This is a genomic window from Nonomuraea sp. NPDC049421 (genome assembly GCF_040677005.1).
Lineage (GTDB): Bacteria > Actinomycetota > Actinomycetes > Streptosporangiales > Streptosporangiaceae > Nonomuraea > Nonomuraea salmonea.
The window spans coordinates 12,067-32,562 of sequence record NZ_JBFAQA010000028.1 but is presented as its reverse complement, the minus strand read 5'-3'; the positions used below and the strand labels follow the sequence as shown (position 1 = coordinate 32,562).

At 72.3% G+C, this 20,496-nt stretch carries 21 protein-coding genes and 1 pseudogene; 7 read left to right on the top strand and 15 right to left on the bottom strand.

Annotation, left to right across the window (positions count from 1 at the left end; all coding sequences use genetic code 11):
• Window positions 1-12 precede the first annotated feature (12 nt).
• On the bottom strand, window positions 13-327 hold the full coding sequence (locus tag AB0K18_RS37065) for a hypothetical protein (RefSeq protein ID WP_364924262.1): 315 nt from the start codon (window positions 325-327) through the stop codon (window positions 13-15).
• Window positions 328-510: 183 nt separating this feature from the next.
• Between AB0K18_RS37065 and AB0K18_RS37060 the strand changes: the two genes are divergently transcribed.
• Window positions 511-1,176, top strand: a complete 666-nt coding sequence (locus tag AB0K18_RS37060) for a hypothetical protein (protein ID WP_364924259.1) — start codon at window positions 511-513, stop codon at window positions 1,174-1,176.
• A gap of 14 nt (window positions 1,177-1,190) precedes the next feature.
• Here the strand turns inward: AB0K18_RS37060 and AB0K18_RS37055 are convergent, their stop codons facing one another.
• From AB0K18_RS37055 to AB0K18_RS37040, 4 genes are all read right to left on the bottom strand, one after another.
• Window positions 1,191-3,800, bottom strand: coding sequence for a tetratricopeptide repeat protein (locus AB0K18_RS37055; protein ID WP_364924567.1), 2,610 nt, complete (start codon window positions 3,798-3,800; stop codon window positions 1,191-1,193).
• Window positions 3,801-3,964: 164 nt separating this feature from the next.
• Complete coding sequence (locus AB0K18_RS37050; RefSeq protein ID WP_364924256.1) at window positions 3,965-4,567, bottom strand: TetR/AcrR family transcriptional regulator; 603 nt, start codon at window positions 4,565-4,567, stop codon at window positions 3,965-3,967.
• Window positions 4,564-6,021, bottom strand: a complete 1,458-nt coding sequence (locus tag AB0K18_RS37045; RefSeq protein ID WP_364924253.1) for an FAD-dependent oxidoreductase — start codon at window positions 6,019-6,021, stop codon at window positions 4,564-4,566. Before AB0K18_RS37045 ends, AB0K18_RS37050 begins: the two co-directional genes overlap by 4 nt.
• 83 nt (window positions 6,022-6,104) lie before the next feature.
• Window positions 6,105-6,548, bottom strand: coding sequence for a CBS domain-containing protein (locus tag AB0K18_RS37040; RefSeq protein WP_364924250.1), 444 nt, complete (start codon window positions 6,546-6,548; stop codon window positions 6,105-6,107).
• Between the two features lie 15 nt (window positions 6,549-6,563).
• On the opposite strand from AB0K18_RS37040, the gene AB0K18_RS37035 reads away from it, so the two are divergent.
• The 5 genes from AB0K18_RS37035 (at window position 6,564) to AB0K18_RS37015 (ending at window position 11,145) form a co-directional block, all read left to right on the top strand.
• Window positions 6,564-6,749 (top strand): hypothetical protein, encoded by a 186-nt coding sequence (locus tag AB0K18_RS37035; RefSeq protein WP_364924248.1) that lies wholly within the window; start codon window positions 6,564-6,566, stop codon window positions 6,747-6,749.
• The gene (locus AB0K18_RS37030) at window positions 6,718-7,353 is read left to right on the top strand and encodes a TetR/AcrR family transcriptional regulator (protein WP_364924246.1); all 636 of its coding nucleotides are present in this window, start codon (window positions 6,718-6,720) and stop codon (window positions 7,351-7,353) included. The genes AB0K18_RS37035 and AB0K18_RS37030 overlap by 32 nt, the downstream gene beginning before the upstream one ends.
• The gene (locus AB0K18_RS37025) at window positions 7,346-8,251 is read left to right on the top strand and encodes an ABC transporter ATP-binding protein (RefSeq protein WP_364924243.1); all 906 of its coding nucleotides are present in this window, start codon (window positions 7,346-7,348) and stop codon (window positions 8,249-8,251) included. The genes AB0K18_RS37030 and AB0K18_RS37025 overlap by 8 nt, the downstream gene beginning before the upstream one ends.
• 1 nt (window position 8,252) lies before the next feature.
• The gene (locus tag AB0K18_RS37020; RefSeq protein ID WP_364924240.1) at window positions 8,253-9,815 is read left to right on the top strand and encodes a hypothetical protein; all 1,563 of its coding nucleotides are present in this window, start codon (window positions 8,253-8,255) and stop codon (window positions 9,813-9,815) included.
• Between the two features lie 103 nt (window positions 9,816-9,918).
• The gene (locus AB0K18_RS37015; RefSeq protein ID WP_364924237.1) at window positions 9,919-11,145 is read left to right on the top strand and encodes a cation:proton antiporter; all 1,227 of its coding nucleotides are present in this window, start codon (window positions 9,919-9,921) and stop codon (window positions 11,143-11,145) included.
• On the opposite strand, the gene AB0K18_RS37010 is transcribed toward AB0K18_RS37015, so the two are convergent.
• From AB0K18_RS37010 to AB0K18_RS36975, 8 genes and pseudogenes are all read right to left on the bottom strand, one after another.
• Window positions 11,140-12,339, bottom strand: coding sequence for a glycosyltransferase (locus AB0K18_RS37010; RefSeq protein WP_364924234.1), 1,200 nt, complete (start codon window positions 12,337-12,339; stop codon window positions 11,140-11,142). The genes AB0K18_RS37015 and AB0K18_RS37010 overlap by 6 nt on opposite strands.
• Window positions 12,336-12,788, bottom strand: a complete 453-nt coding sequence (locus AB0K18_RS37005) for a MarR family transcriptional regulator (protein ID WP_364924232.1) — start codon at window positions 12,786-12,788, stop codon at window positions 12,336-12,338. Before AB0K18_RS37005 ends, AB0K18_RS37010 begins: the two co-directional genes overlap by 4 nt.
• A 44-nt stretch (window positions 12,789-12,832) precedes the next feature.
• Window positions 12,833-13,783: a cyclase family protein gene (locus AB0K18_RS37000; protein WP_364924229.1), complete on the bottom strand. Its 951-nt coding sequence runs from the start codon at window positions 13,781-13,783 to the stop codon at window positions 12,833-12,835.
• A 69-nt stretch (window positions 13,784-13,852) separates the two neighbouring features.
• A pseudogene (locus tag AB0K18_RS36995) lies at window positions 13,853-14,029 on the bottom strand (FAD-dependent oxidoreductase); the annotation flags it as partial.
• A gap of 2 nt (window positions 14,030-14,031) precedes the next feature.
• Entirely contained in the window at window positions 14,032-14,604 is a 573-nt protein-coding gene (locus AB0K18_RS36990) for a TetR/AcrR family transcriptional regulator (RefSeq protein WP_364924226.1), read from the bottom strand.
• 68 nt (window positions 14,605-14,672) lie between these two features.
• Window positions 14,673-15,650, bottom strand: coding sequence for an alpha/beta hydrolase (locus tag AB0K18_RS36985; protein WP_364924223.1), 978 nt, complete (start codon window positions 15,648-15,650; stop codon window positions 14,673-14,675).
• Window positions 15,647-16,822: an FAD-dependent monooxygenase gene (locus tag AB0K18_RS36980; RefSeq protein WP_364924221.1), complete on the bottom strand. Its 1,176-nt coding sequence runs from the start codon at window positions 16,820-16,822 to the stop codon at window positions 15,647-15,649. Before AB0K18_RS36980 ends, AB0K18_RS36985 begins: the two co-directional genes overlap by 4 nt.
• 24 nt (window positions 16,823-16,846) lie before the next feature.
• A complete protein-coding gene (locus AB0K18_RS36975; protein ID WP_364924218.1) occupies window positions 16,847-17,797 on the bottom strand; it encodes a hypothetical protein in 951 nt (316 codons plus the stop codon).
• 72 nt (window positions 17,798-17,869) lie between these two features.
• On the opposite strand from AB0K18_RS36975, the gene AB0K18_RS36970 reads away from it, so the two are divergent.
• Window positions 17,870-18,505 carry a TetR/AcrR family transcriptional regulator C-terminal domain-containing protein gene (locus tag AB0K18_RS36970; RefSeq protein ID WP_364924215.1) on the top strand — a complete coding sequence of 212 codons (636 nt, stop codon included), beginning with the start codon at window positions 17,870-17,872 and terminating at the stop codon, window positions 18,503-18,505.
• Window positions 18,506-18,511: 6 nt separating this feature from the next.
• On the opposite strand, the gene AB0K18_RS36965 is transcribed toward AB0K18_RS36970, so the two are convergent.
• Together AB0K18_RS36965 and AB0K18_RS36960 are read right to left on the bottom strand one after the other, a co-directional pair.
• Window positions 18,512-19,546, bottom strand: a complete 1,035-nt coding sequence (locus AB0K18_RS36965; RefSeq protein WP_364924212.1) for an amidohydrolase family protein — start codon at window positions 19,544-19,546, stop codon at window positions 18,512-18,514.
• 40 nt (window positions 19,547-19,586) lie between these two features.
• Complete coding sequence (locus AB0K18_RS36960; protein WP_364924210.1) at window positions 19,587-20,462, bottom strand: NAD(P)H-binding protein; 876 nt, start codon at window positions 20,460-20,462, stop codon at window positions 19,587-19,589.
• Between the last annotated feature and the right edge of the window lie 34 nt (window positions 20,463-20,496).

Genomic DNA, 20,496 nt, shown 5'->3' with positions numbered 1-20,496 from the left:
GACGGCTGGGAGCTATGCCTGCTCCGGGGGTCGCCGGCGGCTCTCTTGTCTAATGATCGTGTCGATCAGGTCGCGGAGAAGAGGTTCGCTGGCCTGGCGGATACGGCCCCAGAATTGCCCGTTACGAAGTTTCTTGTACACGAATTCCGCTGAGACCTTGTCCATCGACATCCGCCCAAGCTTGACCATGTCGTCGATGGCACCGATGATGGCCGCCCGAAGTTCCGGCGGGAGCTCACCGACCAGGTCATGCTTGCCGTCCCACGCTTGCTTGGGTTTGGTGCTGGTCACCAGGACGTAATGCGCCGGTCGGGCGGGATTGCCCATGAGACCTCCTTGGCAGGAATCTTCCTCGACGCTAGGAAGCGCCCGCACCGCAGGTCCACGAACGGTTATGGGCACGAACCTGTCCGGTGAGCGGCAGGGATCCGCCGGAGCGGCACCTCCGGGTGGGCGCTCGGCGACCGTGGTGTTTAGGCTCTAGCGATCCAGAAGGGACTCCTGTCTGCGGTGGCCGTCCACGTCGCGGTTGTCGACCCCCTGCCCATGTTCCGGCAGGGGGTCGCCACTGTGTTGTCCGCCGCGGGCCACGACGTCGAGACTCCCGCGGACGTGCTGGCATGGGTGCGACGTGGCAGGCGGCAATTGGTCCTGCTGACGCTCGTCCGAGAGCCTGACTGGGACCTCCTCGAACGGCTATGCGACGAGGGAGGAACGCACGCCGTGATCGCGATCATCGGCGAGGACGATCCAGGAGAGATCGGGGCCAGAGCGGTGCGTACCGGCGCGCGATCGGTGCTCGAGCGCGAGATGACGCCGGGAGCCCTGCGCCGGACTGTCGAGGCGACGGCCGATGGGCAGGCGGTGATGCCTGCGGCTGTGGCGAGCGCGCTCACCTCAGGACCGCGGTCGGCCGACGGGGTTCCGGACTTCCTCACTGCGCGGCGACTGTCGTGGCTACGACAGCTGGCCGCGGGATCGACGGTCGCCCAGTTGGCCAGGCGGTCGGGATACTCGGAGCGCGCGATGTTCCGGATGTTGCAGACGCTCTACCAGGAGATGGGCGTCTCGACCCGCATCCAGGCGATCGTCCGCGCGCAGGCGGAGGGCTGGTTACGCGCGGACGTGGAGCCGGAAGGGGACACCGTCGCGGGCTCCCGGGGACCGTCCCGCTGAGAACGGCCCATGGGTCACGCGCCGGCGGGGCGGGCGCGGGCGGTGCGGAGGTCCCGGATGACCGGCTGCAACCGGCCCGGCGTCGCACTCCGGCGATCGAGCAGCTCGACCATGGGGACGATGAGACCCACCCGGTTCGGAGCGCACCGTCGCGTCTTCTCGCGTGCCGTGCCGAAGGTCTCGCGGGCCTCCTCCACGCTGAAACGGTCACCTAGACCGCACATGGCGAACCCGCGGTAGTTCCAGGCTGTGATGTCGTCGTCATCGTGCTCGATGCGCTGGCGGGTCTCCTCAAGGAGCTGCTCGAAACGAGCACGAGCGTCATCGGAGCCAGGCGCGACCATCGCCTGGAGCGCGGGGACGATGAACGGGCCGCCCGGCCGCCGGTACCGTGCAGCGCTCTCGATCTGCCGAGTGGCTTCGACCACGTCCACGTCGTCACCCAGCAGGTACGCGTAGCACAGGCTCGTCTGAGCCAGGAGCAGGGTCGCCGGATCGCCGAACTTCAGCGAGTCCTCCACCGCCAGGTTCGCCATCGGGACGGCAGCCTGGAAGCGCCCCTGCAGGAGGTGATTTCCGGCCACTCGCGCGTTGTAGAAGGCCCAGAGATCCTCCCGGATGCGCCTCGCCTGGCGCGGTCGCCTCTCCTGACGCTCTATTTCCGCCTTCGCGCGGATCAGGAGGCCATCGACCTCCTCGCCCTCATCGAGTTCGATGTGCCATCGGGCCAGCTTCAGCGCTATGCCGACGCATCGGGCGGCGGCGTCCCAGCCTTCCTCCGTGTCCGGATACGCCTCATCTTCGGGCTCGTCCATGGCCAGCTGGGCGAGCTTCAGCGCCTCGTCGTAGCGGCCGTGGTGCTGGTGGCAGTCGGCCAACCCCTCAAGGGCGCCCAGCCGGACCGCCCGGAGCGCGTCGTACCTGTCAGGATCGCTGCGGATGCTCTCGTCGCAGTCCTTCCTGGCCGCGCCGTACTTGGCGCAGGCCGCCTTGACGTCGCCGTGCCACCAGTAGGCTCCGGCCAGGTTCACCTCGATCCTGATGCGATTGAGCACGTCATCCCGTTGACGGGCACGACGCAGCGCGTTGCCGTATGCCTCGATCGACTCGGCGAACCTCCCTTGCGCGGCATAGAGATACCCGAGCGCGTTCTCGTTCTGCTGTGCCCACCACGGATTGTCGAGCCGCCCCCTGAGCGCCTCGCGCTGCTCGATGAGCAGGTAACCGCGGTTCCAGGGAGCCAGAACCGCGTCGAGAGAGTCGATCAGGTCGTAGGCGTGGTTGAAGGTCACCCCTGTCCGGAGATGAGCACGCAGGCCGGCGAAGTCGGCGCGCAGGTCCTCGATGCCCCCGGCGGGCCGTACCCGGCGCTGGAACAGCCGCTTGGCGCTCTCGTACAGCAGCATGCTGCGTTGCGCGTCGGTGAGTCGTTCCTGCCGCGTGCCGCGTCCGAGCCAGTCGGCCTCGGACGGCGGCAGGTAGTACCGGCCGTCAGGGGTGGTCCGTACGACGCCCTTCCCTGCCAGCGTCGCCAGCATGTCCTTCACAGGGCCCTCGGGGGGCTCCTCGTTGAGGACGGCGCACACCCCAGCGGCGTCGATCGGCGTGCCGAAAGCGTCTAGAGCCTCCAGCACGCGACGTGCGACGAGGCCGAGCCCCTTGACCAGCTCGTCGGTGAGGGCCCGTGACAGGCCGTCGGCTCCGGTGCCCAGCACGATGGAGGCGAGCCTGTGGTGGTCGAACGACTGTGAGGTGAAGATCGCGTGCGCTAGCTCGGCAAGACGTGGATTGCCGCGTAACTGCTTGTGGTAGGCAGCCAGCGGCCTGGCCAGGTCGTGCCCGGTGGCCTTGTCCAGCTCGCGTAAGTAGCGGGTGAAGTCCTTGACGGGCAGCGCGCCGACTTCGAAGGAAGTCGCCATCGCCGGCCAGACGTGGCGTTCCGAGGCCCGCGGCGCCGTCCGCGTCACCAGGAGCACGTAGGCCCGGTGACCGGTCGTGGTGGCGAGAGTCGTGAACGCCTCGTTCAACTCCTCATCGGCGATCTCCCCGATTCCGGCGTCCAGCAGGTGTTCGGCGCTCTCGATCATGATCACCAGGCATCTCTTGCCGAGCGCCTCCAGCGCCGCCCTGAACTGATCGGGCGCCGGCGCATGCGGCTCGTATTTTTCCCACGCGACCGGCTGGACCCCGCGCAGCCGTTCCATGTCGTCGACCAGCGCGCTCAAAGGTAATCGCCGGTCGGGCGCGGCCTCGTAGGAGATGATGTGCGGGCGCACCGGCGACCAGCGCCGCTTGCGCAGATCGTCCAGGACCGTGCTCACCAGCCGCGACTTGCCGATGCCAGGCTCGCCGCTGACGACGACCACGCCACCCGAGCCGTCGAGCAGCCTCCAGCGCAGTGTCGTCCGCTCGCCCGTGCGATCCCACAGCCGGAAGGTCGTGGACACCGTCTCGACGGGAGGCATGGCGGCGGGACCGACGCGTACCGCGGGTGCGACGGGTCCGGTCTCGTCCGTGATCCGGCTCTGACCCTGCTCACGCTGTGCGGCTCTGCTCTGGAGGACGAGGAGGAGGATCGCGACCGTCGGGCCCAATGCGCTGGCCACCCAGCCCGCCTGGTCCACCAAGCCGTTCTCCTGGGGATCGAGCAGCAGCGCGACGGCAAAAGGTGTGACCGTTATGCACCCGGCCCAAACCCACCGCCGCCACCCGTCTGGCCCCACCACGTCATCATCGCGCCATCGACATCACCGAAAAAGTCACGTTTCTGCCACCTTTTCCGGCTCAGTCATCGGGGGTACAGCCCGATCTGCCGGTAGACGCTCTTGAGGTAGTCGAGCATGCCGTCGGCGTCCGGTGGGTCGGGCTGGAGGACGCGCCAGGTGACGGCTCCGGCCATCATGTCGATGAGCACGTCGAGGTCGGCGTCCTCGGCCACCGTGCCGTCCTGCTGGGCGCGCCGGAGCATGGCGGTGGCCAGTTCGCGGCGGGGCAGGACGTGGTGCCGCCAGTAGACGGCCATGAGCTGCGGGTGGCTGACGGCCGCGCCCATCATGCGGGCGGCCAGCGCGCGGAAGGCGGGGCTCGCGGTCGTCTCCGCCGCCGTCTTCAGGCCGGCCTCGATGATGTCCTGCGGCGCCAGCGCCCGCACCTCGCCGGGGGTGGGCACCATGTCGGCGCTGACCAGCTGCTCGACGGCCTGCGCGATCAGGTCCTCCTTCGTGGTCCAGCGGCGGTAGACGGTGAGCTTGCCCACCCCCGCGCGCTTGGCGATCTGCTCGATGCTGGTGCCCTCGACCCCGCGCTCGATGAACAGCTCCAGCGCGGCGCGCAGGATGGCGGCGTCGGTCTCGGGGTCGCGGGGGCGTCCGCGTCCTCGGGCGGCGGTCAAGCGAGTGCTCCGTCCAGCCGGCGGGTGATCTCGGCGGGGCCGCCCTTGCAGGCGAGGTGGGCGTCCGGGCGTACGAGCATAGTGGGCGCGGGGCCGGTCGGCCGCAGGTGGACCACGAGGTCGCCGAGCCGCAGGCGGGCCGCGTCGAACGCGGCGCGGTCGCCGAGCACCGCCCAGCGGCCGCGCAGTTCGGCGTGCAGCCGGGTGGGGGTGCCGTCGGGGCGCGTGCAGTCCAGGTCGGGGATCCGGTCGCCGGGACGCGGCCGCCGCCCGCCGCCCCCGAGCGGCCCGCGCCGGTAACTGACCCACAGCTGGGACGTCGTGTACGTGACCCGCCGCTGCAACCACGCGATGTTGAACACGGGAACGAGAACCCGGTCGCGCAGGAAGCGGCCGAAGGGCCCGGAGGCGATGTTGACCTTGGTGGTGGCGCTGCTGCCGCGCAGCACCTGGGTGGCCAGCGGGCGCCGTTCGGCCTCGTACGTCTCCAGCAGCCCCTCCCCGGCCCGGCCCCGCACGACGAGGGCCAGCTTCCACGCGAGGTTCTCGGCGTCGCCGACGCCGGTGAGCATGCCCTGCCCGCCGAACGGCGCGTGCACGTGGGCCGCGTCCCCGGCCAGCAGGACGCGCCCGCGCCGGTAGGTGTCGGCCAGCCGTCGATGCACCCGGAACAACGACGCCCACGACGCGTCGAGCAAGCGGATGTCCCGCAGTCCTGTGCGCTCGGGCAGGATGCGGCGCATGCGCTCGGCGATCTGCTCCTCGCCCGGCTTGTCGTCCTGGAAGGCGGGGTCGTAGGCGAGCAGCCGCCAGTGCCCGCCGGGCATGGGCATCGCGCCCAGCATGCCTTCCGGATGCACCCAGCCGCTCGTGCCCGAGCGGTCGAGGGTGGTGTCGAGGCGGGCGTCGACGAGCAGGAAGCGTTCGCTCAGCTTGACGCCGGGGAAGCCGATGCCGGCGAGCTTGCGTACGGTGCTGCCGCTGCCGTCGCAGCCGACCAGCCAGCGCGCCCGCACGGTGCGCCCGTCGCCCAGCACGGCGGTGACGCCGTCGGCGTCCTGATCGGCGGCGACCAGGGCGGAGCCCCACTCCGGTGTGCCGCCCAGCTCCGCCAGGCGGTCGCGCAGCCGCGCCTCGACGCGGGCCTGGGAGATCACCATCGGGGGAGCGGCGGTCTTCATGCCGGGGTCGCCGAACCTGACGCGCATGATGGCGCGGTCGCCGGCGTAGGTGGTGATCGTCATCGCACTGACCGACTCCTCGGGCAGGCCGCTGAGCGCATCGAGCCGGTCGAGCACCTCGGAGCCGCGCGCGTGGACGAAGTTGGCCCGCGAGGTGGTGGCCGGGGCCGCGGCCCTGTCGATCACGCGGACGGAGACGCCGTGCTGGAGGAGAGCACATGCCAGGGCCAGGCCGACCGGCCCGGCACCCACTACGAGAACGTCGGTGTCCATCGCCACTCCCTCAATAATTAACGGAACGGTATCGTAAACAAAATAAAGCGCTGCTGTCCATGGCTCTCCGCGTCAGGAAACCGTCAGTCCGCGACGGCCCAGTCCATGAGCGCCTGCAGCGTCACCGCGCCGATCAGCCGCCCGTCCTCCACCACCGCCACCAGCGGGCTGTGCGTACGGGCCATCAGCGCCGCCATCTCCAGCACGGTCGCGCCCGGGTCGGTGATCGGCAGCTCGCGCGGCTGCTCGGGAAGGGCGTCGCGGACCGTACGGCCGGTCAGGGAGCGCAGGAACCGGTCGGCGTGCGCCTCGTCCACCACCCGCGCCAGCGCCGGGTCGTCCTGGCAGTACGCGGGCACCGCGAGCCGCAGCACCTGGGTGCCCGGCAGGATGCTCAGCGGCCGGCCCCGCTGGTCGAGCACGATGAGGCCGGGCAGCTTCTGTTCGGCCAGCAGCTTCGCGGCCTCGTGCACGGAGGTGTCGAGCGTGACGGTGGGAAAGGGCGCGGTGAGATCGCGGGCGCGCATGCGAGGGGGCCTCTCATGATCGACGACTACGGCATCGCCGACCAGACTTCCCGGCACACCGACCACGAACGTACCAACAAGGAGCGGTCCGGCGTGGTGAATTCGATCAGCGGCGAAAAACTCGGCCAATATCTAGATACTGGAAACCATATTTGTGTATGGTCGCGGCATGAAGGACGGCAGCGAGAGACCGCTCGATGACCTGACGGCACGCGCCAGGATCAGGGACGCCGCGCTGGCGCAGTTCGCCGAGCGCGGCGTCAAGGCCGCCCGGCTGCAGGACATCGCCGCGGCAGCGGGCGTGTCCGTGGGCCTGGTGCAGCACCACTACGGCACGAAGGACGGGCTGCGCGACGCCTGCGACGCGTACGTCCTCGACCGGCTCGTCGGACGCTCGAAGGACGAGGTCGCCAAGCCGGACCCGGGCGGACTGGCCGCCCTGTACGAGGGGAGCGAGCCGATGGCCCGCTACCTCGCCCGCGCCCTGGTGGACGGCAGCCCCGCCGCCGACGCCTTCTTCGAGGGGGCGGTCCGGGTGACCGAGGAGTTCCTGACCGGCACCTGGCCGGACCGCTTCCCCGCGGGCTCGGCCAAGGCCCGCGACGCGGCCGCCGTGATGAGCGCGATGCACGCGGGCACGATCGTCCTGCACGGCCACCTCGGCCGCAGGATGGGCGTGAACGTGCTGTCGGGCGAGCACGCCACCGCCATCGGCGCCGCCATGGCCGACGTGTACGCCGCCATGGGCGACTTCGTCCGCTCGCCGGCCGGCCGCCGGATCACCGGGGAGCACGACGATGACTGACCCGATCGAGATCACCGGCCTGGTCAAGACGTACGGCAGGAGCCGGGCCCTGGACGGCCTGGAGCTGTCCGTCCACGAGGGGGAGGTGCACGCCTTCCTCGGCCCGAACGGCGCGGGCAAGACCAGCACGCTGCGCATCCTGCTCGGCCTGCTGCGCGCCGACGCCGGCCACGTCCGGTTACTGGGCGGCGACCCGTGGCGGCAGGCCGTCGAGCTGCATCGCCGGCTCTGCTATGTGCCCGGCGACGTGCGGCTGTGGCCGGGCCTGACCGGGGGAGAGGTCATCGACGTGCTGGCCAGGCTGCGCGGCGGCGTCGACCCGGCCCGCCGGGCGGAGCTGATCGAGCGCTTCGAGCTCGACCCCGGCAAGAAGACCCGCGCCTACTCCAAGGGCAATCGGCAGAAGGTGGCACTGATCGCCGCCTTCGCCTGCGACGCCGAGCTGCTGCTGCTCGACGAGCCGACCTCCGGCCTGGACCCGCTGATGGAGGCCGTCTTCCGCGACTGCGTGGCGGAGGAGCGGGCGCGCGGCCGGACGATCCTGCTGTCCAGCCACCTCCTGGCCGAGGTCGAGTCGTTGTGCGACCGGGTGACGATCATCCGCGCCGGGCGCACGGTCGAGACCGGCACGCTCGCCGACCTGCGCCGGCTGACCCGCACCGCGATCACCGCCCGGCTGCCCGGCCCGCCCGGCGGGCTGGCGGCGCTGCCCGGCGTGCACGACCTGGCCGTGGACGCGGGCGGACAGGTGCGCTGCCAGGTGGACACCGGCGAGCTGCCCGGGGTGCTGGCCCGGCTGGCGGAGCTCGACGTCCGCGAGCTGACCGCCAGGCCGCCCACCCTGGAGGAGCTGTTCCTGCGCCACTACCAGACGCCGCTGTCCGGCAGGGCGGGCTGACATGGCCGGGACGACCGCGCTGATCCGGCTGATCCTGCGCCGCGACCGCGTCCGGCTGCCGCTGTGGCTGCTCATGGTCGCCGGCTTCGCGTACGCGACCGTCGCCACCATCGAGACCCTGCTGCCCACCCTGGAGTCGCGCCGCCAGTACGCCGAGCAGATCGCCGCCAACCCCGCCGTGCTGCTCATGCAGGGCCCCGCCTACGAGCTGGGCGTCGGCGCCATCGCCGCCCAGCAGCGCGCCGCCGCCACGATGATCTTCGCGGCGCTCGGCAGTGTGCTGTTCCTGGTCCGCCACACCCGCTCCGACGAACAGGCCGGGCGGCGCGAACTCCTCGGAGCCGCGCCGGTCGGCCGGCACGCGCCGCTCACCGCCGCGCTGACCGTCGTCCTGGCCGCGAACGCCGTCCTCGCCGTCCTGATGGCGGCGCTGCTGACGGCGGCGGGCGTGCCGGCGGCCGGATCGCTGGCCTGGGGCCTGGTCGCGGGCTGCGGCGGCGCCCTGGCCACGGGCATGGCCGCCGTCGCCGTGCAGCTGACGCGCGGCGCCCGGCCGGCCGCGGTGGGCACGCTCACCCTGTTCTTCGCGCTGTGCCTGGTCCGCGGGATCAGCGAGCTGACGGGCGCCGCGTGGCTCGGCTGGCTGGTGCCGACCGGCTGGCTGTTGCGGGCACGACCGTACGCCGGCGAGCGCTGGTGGGTGTTCGCCGCGGCCACCCTGGTCGCCGCCGGGCTGGTGGCGCTGGCGTACCGGCTGGAAGAGCGCCGTGATCTCGGCGCCGGGCTGCTGCCCGATCGCGCGGGCCCGGCGACGGCGGCGGCCTGGCTGCGCACCCCGCCGGCCCTGGCCTGGCGGATGCAGCGCGCGGGGGTGGTCGCCTGGCTCGCCGCCGCCGTGCTGTTCGGGCTGGTGCTGGGGTTCGGCGGGCAGGAGGCGATCGAGCGGTTCGGCCGGAGCCCTGGCCTGGCGATATGGGCGTCCAGGATGGGCGCCGCCGGCGCCGCGGAGGTCTTCTACGGGCTGGTGATCTACGTCTTCGGCGCCTACGCCGTCGCGCTCTGCTCCTTGCTGATGCTGTCCAGGCTGTGGCGGGAGGAGGCGGACGGCAGCGCGGAAGTCCTGCTGGCGGGGCCGACCGGGCGGCTGCGATGGGCCTCGGGACACGTGCTGATCGCCCTGGCCGTGCCCGCGCCGCTGCTGGCCGTCGTCGGCGTGCTGTGCGGGATCGGCGCCGGTGACGTGCCCGGCGTGCTCGGCATGACCATGGCGCTGCTGCCCGCCGTCTGGGTGCTCACCGCTCTCGCGACCGCCGCGTACGGGCTGCTCGGCCGGGCCGGAGCCGTCGCCGCGTGGGCGGCCTTCGCGCTGGTCGTGCTCCTGGAGTTCGGCTGGGAGATCGGCGTGCTCGGCGACGGCGTCTTCCGGCTGTCCCCGTTCGCGCACGTGCACTACTCGGCGCTCGCCGACCCGGGGCCGGTCACCATGGCCGCGCTGAGCGGCGTCGCCGCGGCCCTGCTGAGCGTGGGCCTGGCCGCGCTGCGGCGGCGTGACCTGATCGGGTGAACACCGGCGAACCGGGTGCTGTTACGGTAGGTCGCGGTGTGCCGGGAAGTCTGGTCGGCGGAAGTCTCTAGCTTCGGATGTCGACCGGAGGTCTCCGCCCCCCATGCTCCTGACAGCGTTCGCTCTCCTGCTCCTGCTGGCCGTGCTGCTGTCCAGCCTCGCCCACCGCACCATCCTGTCCACGGCGGCGCTGTTCCTGGTCGCCGGGTTCGTCCTCGGCGACGGGGTCCTGGGCGTGGTCTCGCTGACGGCGGCCGACCCGCTGGTGGCCACGCTGGCCGAGCTGGCGCTGTTCGCGGTGCTCTTCACCGACGGCATGCGCGTGGGCTGGCAGGATCTGCGCAGCGCGTGGCGGCTGCCCGGCCGGGCCCTGGGCTGGGGGCTGCCGCTCACGCTGGTCATCACGGCGGTCGGCGCGCACTACCTGCTCGGGCTGGGCTGGATCGAGTCGCTGCTGGTCGGAGCGATCCTGGCGCCCACCGACCCGGTCTTCGCCGCCGCGCTGGTCGGCAACGAGAAGGTGCCGCCCCGGCTGCGGCAGCTGCTCAACGTCGAGTCGGGCGTCAACGACGGGCTCGCGCTGCCGTTCGTGCTGGTGTTCCTGGCCATCGCCGCCGGCTCGCACGACCTGCACCTGGGCGAGCTCGGTCTCGAGCTCGGCCTCGGCGTGCTGATCGGCGTGGCGGTGCCGTGGCTGGCCATCAAGCTGGAGCAGACCCGCTGGTTCGCCGCCTCCACCCAGTACGAGCCGCTCAACGCCCTGGCCATCGGCCTGCTCGTGCTCGCCATCGGCAAGGCCACGCACGGCAACCTGTTCCTGGCCGCCTTCTCCGCCGGCATCACCGTGGCCACCTTCGGGCCACGGCAGCGCGAGTCGTTCGAGCACTTCGGCGAGCTGATCGCCGAGCTGTTCAAGCTCGCGGCGCTGCTGGTGTTCGGCGCTCTCATCACGCCCTCCCTGCTCGCCGTGGGCTGGCAGGGCTGGCTGTTCGCGCTCGGCGCGCTGGTGCTGGCCAGGCCCATCGCCATCTGGGTGTCGTTCCTGCGCGCCCGCCTGTCGATCCGCGAGCAGGCCGCGGTGGCCTGGTTCGGCCCGAAGGGCTTCGCCTCGGTCGTCTACGGCCTGCTCGTCCTGGCCTCCGGGATCGGCGCCGCCCAGCAGGTGTTCCAGATCGTGGCGGTGACCATCGTGGCCTCGATCCTGCTGCACTCCTCGACCGACATCGTGGTCGCCCGCTGGTTCGACGACGAGCGCGAGCTGCCCGCCTGGTACGGCGTCGCCCGGCGGATCCGCGGCTCGAAGGAACGACGCGACGAGCCGGCCTCATGAGGTGATGCGGGCGATGGCCGCCGCGACGCCGTCCTCGGCGGTCACGCGGGCGGCCAGCTCGCCGGCGGCCGGGGCGAGCGGGATCGCCGCCTCGATCGCGGTGGCCAGGCGGTCGGGGGTGAGGCGGCCGGTCACGGGGGCGGGAGCGACGCCGAGCCGGTGCAGGCGGTCGGCCCAGAACGGCTGGTCGCCCAGGAACGGGCGCACCACCTGGGGGACTCCGGCGCGCAGGGCGGCGGCCACCGTGCCGATGCCGCCGTGGTGGACGGCGACCGCCACGCGCGGGAACAACCACTCGTGCGGCGCCTCCTCGATCACCAGGACGCCCTCCGGCTCGCCCTCGGGACGCAGCGCGCCCCAGCCGGTGGACAGGACGGCGCGGCGCCCGGTCAGCCGTACGGCCTCCAGCACCGTGGCCGTCAGCCTGCCGGGGTCGCCGCCGGCGGAGCTGCCGAAGCCGACGTAGACGGGCAGGTCGCCGTCGGCGAGGAAGCGGGCCAGCCGCTCGGGCGGCGTCCAGCCGCCGGTGGGCAGGGACCAGAAGCCGGTCAGACGGGCGGCGGCGGGCCAGTCGGCGGGGGCGGGCAGCAGGTGCGGGCTCCAGGCGTGCAGGACGTCGCCCGCCTCGACCAGCGCCGTCACCGGCCTGGGCGTGCCGCGCAGGCCGAGCCTGTCCGCCCGCCAGCCGCGTACGGTGCCCCGGTACGGCGCCTCGACGGCCCCCGAGATCCGCCAGCTCGCCCGGTTGAGGCCGCGCGGCACCTGGAAGGGGAGGATCGGCGAGGGGAAGGCGGCGGTGGGCAGGTAGAGCGGCACCAGCAGCCCGGCCAGGGCCGGGACGCCGAGCTTCTCGGCGATCGAGGGGCCGCCCAGCGACTTCGGGTGATAAATGACGATGTCGGCTGATTCGGTGGTGAGGGCCGCCTGGTCGTCGAGCATCCGGCGCAGCATCGGCTTGACCGAGCGGGCGGCGGTGATGGCGGCGCGCACGCCCTGCCCTCGGACGGTGTCCTGCAAGCCCAGCATCTCGTCGTTCAGCGGCGCGAACTCCACGCCATGGGCGGCGGCGAGCGGCGCGAAACGGCGCGGCGCCGCCAGCAGCGGCCGGTGCCCGGCGGCCCGCAGCCCGAGGGCCAGCGCGAGGTACGGCTGCACGTCGCCACGGCTGCCCACGGTGATCAGTAAGGGTCTCATCGGCGGTCCTTGAGCTCGTCCCACTCGTCGAGCAGCCGGGGGAAGCGGTCCATCATGAACGCGTACATGTCGCGCATGAGCTCCAGCCGCCGCCGTCGGACCGGGTCGTCGCCCACCGCGCGCAACCCCTGCTCGGCCAGGGCGCGAAAGCCGTCGAACTCGGCCATCTTCGCGCGGAAGGCACGGGCGAAGACGTCCTCCGCCAGGCGGTGGCGGTCGCGCCGCTCGCCCTTGACCCGGAACCGCTCGATCAGCCCCGCCTGCTCCAGCTGCCGCAGCGCCACGCTCATGCTGCTCTTGGCCACGCCCAGCGCCTCGGCCAGCTCCGGCGCGTCGGCGCCGCCCGGGTCGGCGGTCAGCAGCAGGCCCATGACCCGGCCTGACGTGCGGCTCAGCCCGAGCCGCTCGTAGAAGAGGCCGGCGTCCTCCACGAACTCATCGACGCCCATGCGTCGATGATATCGCTTTGTTCGAGTTGATCCGAACAAACGAATCAGAAGGTGGCGATCGGGTTGACGGGGCTGCCGGAGGTGCCGGCGAGGCGGAGAGGGGTGAGGGCGAGGTGGAAGTCCCACTGGCCCAGCTCGGCGGCCGTGGCCGCGCACGCCTCCAGGTCGCAGTTGTCCAGGAGCCACAGGCCCATCGCGACGAGGGCCACCGCGTGGACGGGCATCAGCACGTCGTCGTAGCCCGACGGCTGGACCTCCTGCGGCGTGTCGGCGCCGATCAGGGCGACGCCGCGCTCGTGGAGCCACGGCAGGCAGGAGGCGTGCCAGCCGGCCTGCGTCCAGCCGTTGTCCGCCGCGCCCTCGTGGCGGGCCCGGCCCTGGCCGGTGCGCAGCAGCACGGCATCGCCCGGGCGCACCCGGACGCCCTGGCGGCGTTCGGCCGCCTCCAGGTCCTCGGGGAAGACGCCCTGACCCGGCTCCAGCCACGGCACCTCGCGGACGGCCGCGACGTCGAGCAGGACGCCACGGGTGACGATGCCGTTCGCCGCGGCCGTGACCGTGCCCCACCCCGACCCCGTGGCGGCGTCGACCAGCTCGTGCGAGCGCCCGTTGTAGAGCTTGCCGTCCCAGATGATGTGGCACGGCGCGTCGAGGTGGGTGACGGTGTTGCCGTGGAAGGTGAGGCCCAGCCGCTCGGTCGAGAAGCCCCAGCGCCGGTCGTTGGCGAACGTCGGCGACGGCATGTTCCCGGCGCCCGGCATCTCGGCCGCGCACGGGCAGGCCATCGTCGAGCGCTCCATGTCGCGCGGCACGGCGACCTCCCACGCGCACGACACGCTCCTGCCGTGCCGCACGGCCCGCGCCGCCGCCAGGCGGACCTCGTCGGTGATGTGGTTGAGGGTGCCGAGCTGGTCGTCCTCGCCCCAGCGCCCCCAGTTCGACAGCGTGTCGAAGTAGCCGAGCACGTCGTCCTGCGTGCGTCGCTGCGTGGTCATACGGGCATCCCTCCGGGTTCACGCGGGCGTCGAAGGCCCCTGATAGTGGTACGCCGCCCGCTCGAACGCGGGCAGCAGTCCCATGGCCTCGGCCGCCTCCAGCCCGGGACCGAAGAAGTCAATCATGTACCCCTGGGGGCGGCGCCCGGGAGCCCGTTCGACCAGCACCACCTCGCCGCCCTCGGCCGCCAGCCGATGGGCCAGGGCCAGCCCGCTGATGCCGGCTCCGCAGATCACTGTGCGCACGGTCATTCCTCCTCGGCAGGGTCGGTGAGCAGCCTGCGCAGCACCGCCGAGGTGTCGTCGGCGGTCAGGCCGAGACCGCGGTGCAGCAGCAGGCCGTCCACGCAGGCCGCGAGCACGGCGGCGGTCGCGTACGGGGCGGGCACCCCGTGCCGCTCCAGCGTCGCGCCGAACCGCTCACGGAACCCGGCGATCAGCTCGGCGATCCGCTCGCGCAGCTCGTCGTCGCGGGTGCTCGCCAGGTAGGCCTCGACGAACAGCAGCGAGGTGGGGTCGGTGCCGCTGTAGGCGTCGATCGAGGCGAGCATCGTCCCGATCGCTGCGCCGGACTCGGGGGCGCCGGCCAGCAGCTCGTCCATCTCGGCGAGCATGGCGCTCATCCTGCTGGTCGCGGCCTCGTTCAGCAGGCTCGCCAGCGAGGGGAAGTGGTAGTGCACCACGCTCGGCGTCACCCCGGCGCGCTCGGCGAGTGTCCGGGTGCTGACCGCCGTCCAGCCGCGTTCGGGGATGAGCTCGGCCGCCGCGTTCAGCAGGCGTTCCCTTACGGCGCGCCCGCGCTCAGCCGCCGGTGATCTCATGACACCTCCGAATCAGGGCAGTCGTCCTGTACGACTGCCCTGATTCTAGGCATGCCCGGCGGAGAAGCTCAAGCCGGGCCCGGTTCGCGGGGGCGTCCGAGTTTCCGGGGGCGTTCGAGGAAGTGGCGCTCGGGCGCGTCATAGGCGGCACGCAGGTGCCGGCCGATCATGGTGATGGCCGCACGCGCCGTCTCCACCGGTCTGACGTGGGTGAACCCGTGATCGGAGCGGGCGAACTCGTGGTGCTCGACCTTCGCGCCCTGCGCCCGCGCCCGCTCGGCGAACGCGCGCATGTCGTGCCTGAGGGTGTCCAGGCCGCCGGTGAGGACGAGCAGCGGCGGGAAGTCACCGAGCCTCGGGTACGCGGCCGGCGACACGACGGGATCGGCCAGGTCGGCGCCCGCGAGGTAGGTCGCGCGGACCATCCGCAGCATCCAGCCGCCGATCACCGGGAACCGCAGCGGCGACGTACGGCTCTCGTCGGGCAGCGTGAAGTCCGACATCCCGTACTCCAGGCTCGCGGCCACCGGCGCGGGCCTGCCGTCCCGCAACGCCTGGACGATCACGCTCAGCGCGAGCTTCGCGCCCGCGCTCGCCCCGCCGGCCGAGACCCGGCTCTCGTCCCACCCCCACGTGCCCGCCTGGCCGAGGATCCACGCATAGACGTCGTAACACTGCTGCTCGGCGACCGGGAACCGGACCTGCGGGGCCACGTCGTAGTCGGGCAGGACGACGTAGCAGCCCACCTCGCTCGCCAGGTACCTGGCGACGTTGTCCTCCTGCTCAGGACGGCGGGCCGCGAACGCGCCGCCGTGCAGGAGCAGGTGGACGGGTGGCCGCCGCCTGGCCGCCCGCTGCGCCTCGATGTCGGCGGAGATCGGCCGGTACAGCAGGGCGCCCACGTCGCCGTGCCGGGTGGGGATCGTGATCCTGGCCGGCACGGTGAGCGGTTTCGTGGCGAAGCGCAGCTTCGGCGACTCCAGCAGCAGCCGGCTCAGGATCGGGAAGCCCGCCTGGAACGCGCGGGCGAGCAGCGCGGCCGTCACGCCGCCCGTTCCCCCGCCGCCCGTGCCCTGGCGAGCTTGCGCTCGCGAATGGCGCAGGCCAGCCGCACCGCCACCGAGCGGACGACCTCGATGGGCACGTTCGACGGCACGAACAGCTGCCCCTTCACCCGGGCGAGGTGCTGGTGCCGGACGACGGACGGCCGCAGCTCCGACTCCCAGGCGGTCAGCGCGGCGTCGAGGGAGTCAGGGTGCTCCCGCAACGCCCGGCCGAGCTCGGCCCCGCCCCGCAGCGCGTACGTGGCCCCCATGCCCGAGTAGAGGTTCAGGCACCACGCCGCATCGCCGGTCAGCATCACCCGCCCGCGGCTCCACCGGGGCATCTTCACCTGATGCACCGAGTCGAACAGGAAGTCGGGCGTCTCCTCCAGGGCGTCCAGGGCGTGCCGCACCACGGGGTCGTCCATTTCGGCGAACACCTCCCGCAGCCGCTCGACCCTGGACCCGGCGAACTCGGCGTCGACGTCCGAGGTCCGGTACGTCAGCAGCACGGTCGGCGGCCGGTCGGCGAACCCGAACACCCACGCGGCCCGGCCCGCACGGGCGACCGTGATGCTGTCCGCCTCCTCGAACGACGGCACCTGCTCCTTGAGCTGGAACGCGCAGATCATGGCGTTCCACCCGACCATGTGGTCCTCGTGCGGCCCGAAGACCATGCGGCGCACCTCCGAGCGCAGCCCGTCCGCGCCGACCACCAGGTCGAAGCTCTCCCGGCGCATCTCGCCCGTCGCGGTGTCCTCCAGGAGCACGCGCACCTCGGCGCCGGTGTCGTCGATGGTCAGCGGCCTCGTGCCGAACCGCACGGGAACGTCCCCCTGCACGCCCTGCCAGAGCGCGGCCTCGATGTCCCCGCGGACCACCGCGGCCGGGTCGCCCGGCTGGTGCAGGAAGCCGAGGCCGGGTTCGAGGTCGCCGCGCCGGGTCAGTGACCACGCCTTCCCGCCGCCCGGCGGGTTGCGGGTGTGCAGGTGGTCGCGGATGCCGAGGTCCGTCGCCGCCTGCCGACCCTCCGGCATGAGGCCGACGAAGTAGCCGCCCCGGCGGCGTTCCGGAGCCCGTTCGACGATGACCGGCTGCCAGCCGGCCTGCCGCAGCCCGATCGCCGCCGCCATGCCGGCGATGCCGAGCCCGGCCACCAACGCGCGTCTCGCCATGATGGATCTCCTCTCCGTGCGGGCTCAGCCAGGGACGACGACGGCGCGGGTGCGGCCCTGGTGCGCCCATGCCTCGCCGACGCGGCTGAGCGGGTAGGCGGTGTACGGCGCGTCGAAGGTGCCGTCGGCGAACCGGGTGATCATCTGGGGGAACTCGGTGATCATGTCGGCCTTGGAGACCGAGCCGAGCCCGCTGCCGGTGACCCGGAAGCGCCGGCTGCGCAGGAGCGCCGCGGGCAGGGCCGCCTCGTTGCCGGCGAGCGAGCCGATCTGCACGTACGAGATCCCCTCGCCGTCCTCGTCGGGGCGCAAGCCGGCCAGCGCGCCGAAGGCGGCCTCGGCCACCCAGCCCCACACGAAGTCGAGGATCAGCGTGGGCTGCGTCTCGGCGAGCACGGGGGTGAGTGCGTCCACGGCCCCGCCCTGGCTGAGCGGGAGGGTGAGCGCGCCGACGCCGGCCAGCGGCTCCAGCGCCGCGCGGTCGCGCCCTGCCGCGATGACCTGCTTGGCCCCGAGCGCCGCCGCCGCCCGTACGGCAAGGCCGCCCGACATGCCGGTGGCCCCGAGCACCAGCACGGTGCCGAGGCCGCCGGTCTCCTTGCGGTGCGCGGCCAGCGGCATCCAGCCGGCCGACGCGGGGTTCATGCCGGCGGCGACGGCGAGCGGGTCGGCCTGCTCGGGGACCTCCACCTCGAACGGGGTGACCATCGACTCGGCCATCGTCCCCCAGGGTCCACGGGGGAGGCCCGTGTAGACCAGCCGCCCGTCCTCGGTCCTGGCAACGGCGTCCATGCCCAGGACGAGGGGGAACGCCTTGCCGCCGCGGTAGTGGCGGCCGGTGGCCATGCCGCGGACGACGTGGTGCAGGCCCGCGCCCACGAGCCGGACGGGCGCGCGGCCCGGCTGGGCCTGGGGCTCGGGGAAGTCCGCGCACACGGGGGTGGCGTCGGGAGAGGTGACAACGGCAGCACGCATGACAGCGCCTCCTGAACTAAGTTCAATTCCGGACGCCGTCAACGGTGCCTGAACTTTGTTAAGGTGTCAACCGTGGCGAAGGGCATCACTCGGGAGCGGATCGTGGCTGCGGCCCTCGACCTGCTCAATGACAAGGGCATGGACGCGCTGACGGTCCGTGCGCTGGCGTCCAGGCTCGGCGTGGGGGCGCCCGCGCTCTACTGGCACGTCCGCAACAAGCAGGAGCTGCTCGACGAGATGAGCACGTTCGTCATGCGCCGGGTGATCCAGGCGCTCTCGGAGGTCGATCCCGGCGCGGGGTGGCGGGACGCGATGGCCGCGTACGCGCGCGTCCTGCGCTCCGAATACCTCAAGCACCGCGACGGCGCGCGCATCTTCAGCGGCACCCGGTTCTCCGACCCCTCGGTCGTCAAGGCGAAGGATCCCTGGCTGGAGAGCCTGACCGGGGCGGGGTTCTCGCTGGCCGAGGCGGACGACGCGGTCGATGTGATCACCGCGTTCGTGGTCGGCTTCGTGATCGAGGAGCAGGAGCGCAACCGGCCCGACGGCGACGATCCCGAGCGCTACTCGCTGGAGGGGCGCGACGCGTGGCTGGGGGAGGGCGCCGACCTGGTCAAGGCCGCCGGGCATCTGCGCGACGACGGTGACCAGCGCTTCGAACGACAACTCGGCGTCGTCCTCGACGGGCTGGCGGCCCGGTTGCGCTGATCTCTGCTACGCGCCGTTCAGGCCGAACAGGCGCTCGGCGTTGCGGTGAGTGATCTGCTCCCGCTCATCGGGGGTGAGGCCGAGCCCGTCGATGAACTCACGCGTGCCGTCGAGCCGCAGAAAGGGGTAGTCCACCGACCAGATCAGCCGGTCCAGCCCCACGACGGCGCGCACGAAGTCGAACTGGGGCCGCTGGTACATGCCGCTCGGCGTGACCCAGACGTGCGAGCGGTAGGTCTCGGTGATCGTCCGCGACAGGCCGGTGTCGCCGGGGGAGAGCACGTCGTCCAGGCGGCTGAGGTAGAAGGGCACCATCTCGCCCCAGTGGCCGCTGATGACCTGCAACCCGGGAAGGCGTTCGAAGACGCCGGCGAGGATGAGCCGCAGGACGTGGATCCCCGCCTCGTGATGCCAGCCCCAGGCGGCCAGCGAGAACTCCGCGCTCACCTTGTCGTTGAATCCGGCGTAGTAGGACTGCTGGACCTCCGGGACCGGATAGTACGGGTGCACATAGAGCGGCACCCGCAACGCGGCGATCCTGTCCAGGACGGGCTGGTAGACCGGATCGTCGAGGAACCCGGCGCCGGGGCGCCCCATGATCAGGACTCCGCGCAGGCCGAGGCCGGTGACGGCGCGGTCGAGTTCGTCCACGGCGGCGGCCGGCTGCTGCCACGGCAGCGCCGCCAGTCCCTGGAGCTGGTCGGGGCGGGCGGCGACGGCCTGCGCGAGCCGGTCGTTGGCCGCCCGGCACAGGGCGAGCGCCTGCTCCTCAGGCGCCAGCTGGACCGGGCTCGTCCAGGAGACGATCTGCAGGTCGATGCCGTGCTCGTCCATCCGCCGGACGCGCTCGTCCCCAAGGTCGGCGCCGAGGCGGAGCGCCTCCTCGATCTCGACGGCGGGCCGCCGGCCGGGGCCCGGCCGCACGGGGGAGGAGGTGCGGCTCTGCCGGCGCATGTACGGCGCCTCGCGGGCGATCGCCGGGGCGGACGCCGCGGCGATCGCCGGATCGACCGCGTGTTCTTCGATACAGATGAGTGTCATGAACCTTCCTTTCGGCCAGTCGTGTGCCAGGCGGTGCCGCTCATCCGGTCACCGCCGGCTTGATGACTTCCTCGGCGAACTCGCGGAAGGTGGTGGGCGTGGTCAGCTCGGCGGTGCGCGGGATGACGTTGTTGATGCCGCGCTCGCCGGCGAGGTCCATGTCCATCATCGAGCGGGCCATCGCCTCGGAGAAGCCGCTGCTGACGAGGAGTCGCACGACGTCGGCGCGGTCGCCGCGCTCGTAGCGGATGGAGGTGCCGAGCACGTCGGTCAGGATGCCGGCGATGTCCTGGTACGACAGGTCCTCGCCGCCGAGGACGTCGACCGAGGCCTGCCCGGTCCAGGTGCGGTCGAGCAGGTAGGTGGCGGCGAGCGCCGCGATGTCCTTCGTCGCCATCCACGGCATCCGGAAGCCGGCCGGCTGGGTGCCGGTGATGAGCCCCTTCTTGATCGTGGCCGTCTGCCTGAGCATGTTGTCCATGAAGGTCGGCAGGGCCAGCGCGCGCACGTGCGCGCCGGTGCTGCGGAACAGGTCCTCCATGGCGTGCGAGGCGGAGACGTGGCCGGCGTACATCTGCGAGCCGCGCCCGAGCGCGGAGACGATCACGACGCGTGGCACCGCGTGGCGCACGACGGTGTCCGCGCCGGGGATGGAGGCGGTGACGTATGCCTCGTACGGGCTGCTCGCGGTCGGGAACGTCGGCATGAGCCAGAACAGCGCGTCGGCGCCCTTGAGCGCCTGGTCCAAGACGTCGCGATCCTTGTGCGTCCCGGCGACGACCTCGGCGCGCTCGCGGACCTCCGGAGCCAGCTTGCCGGGATCGCGGACGATGAGGCGGATCGGCTCGTTCTGCTGGAGGAGCGCGGTGACGAGCTTGCTGCTGATTTGCCCGGTCGGGGCGGTAATCACAATCATGGACGATGACTCCAACCATTGCGGAGAGCAAAGT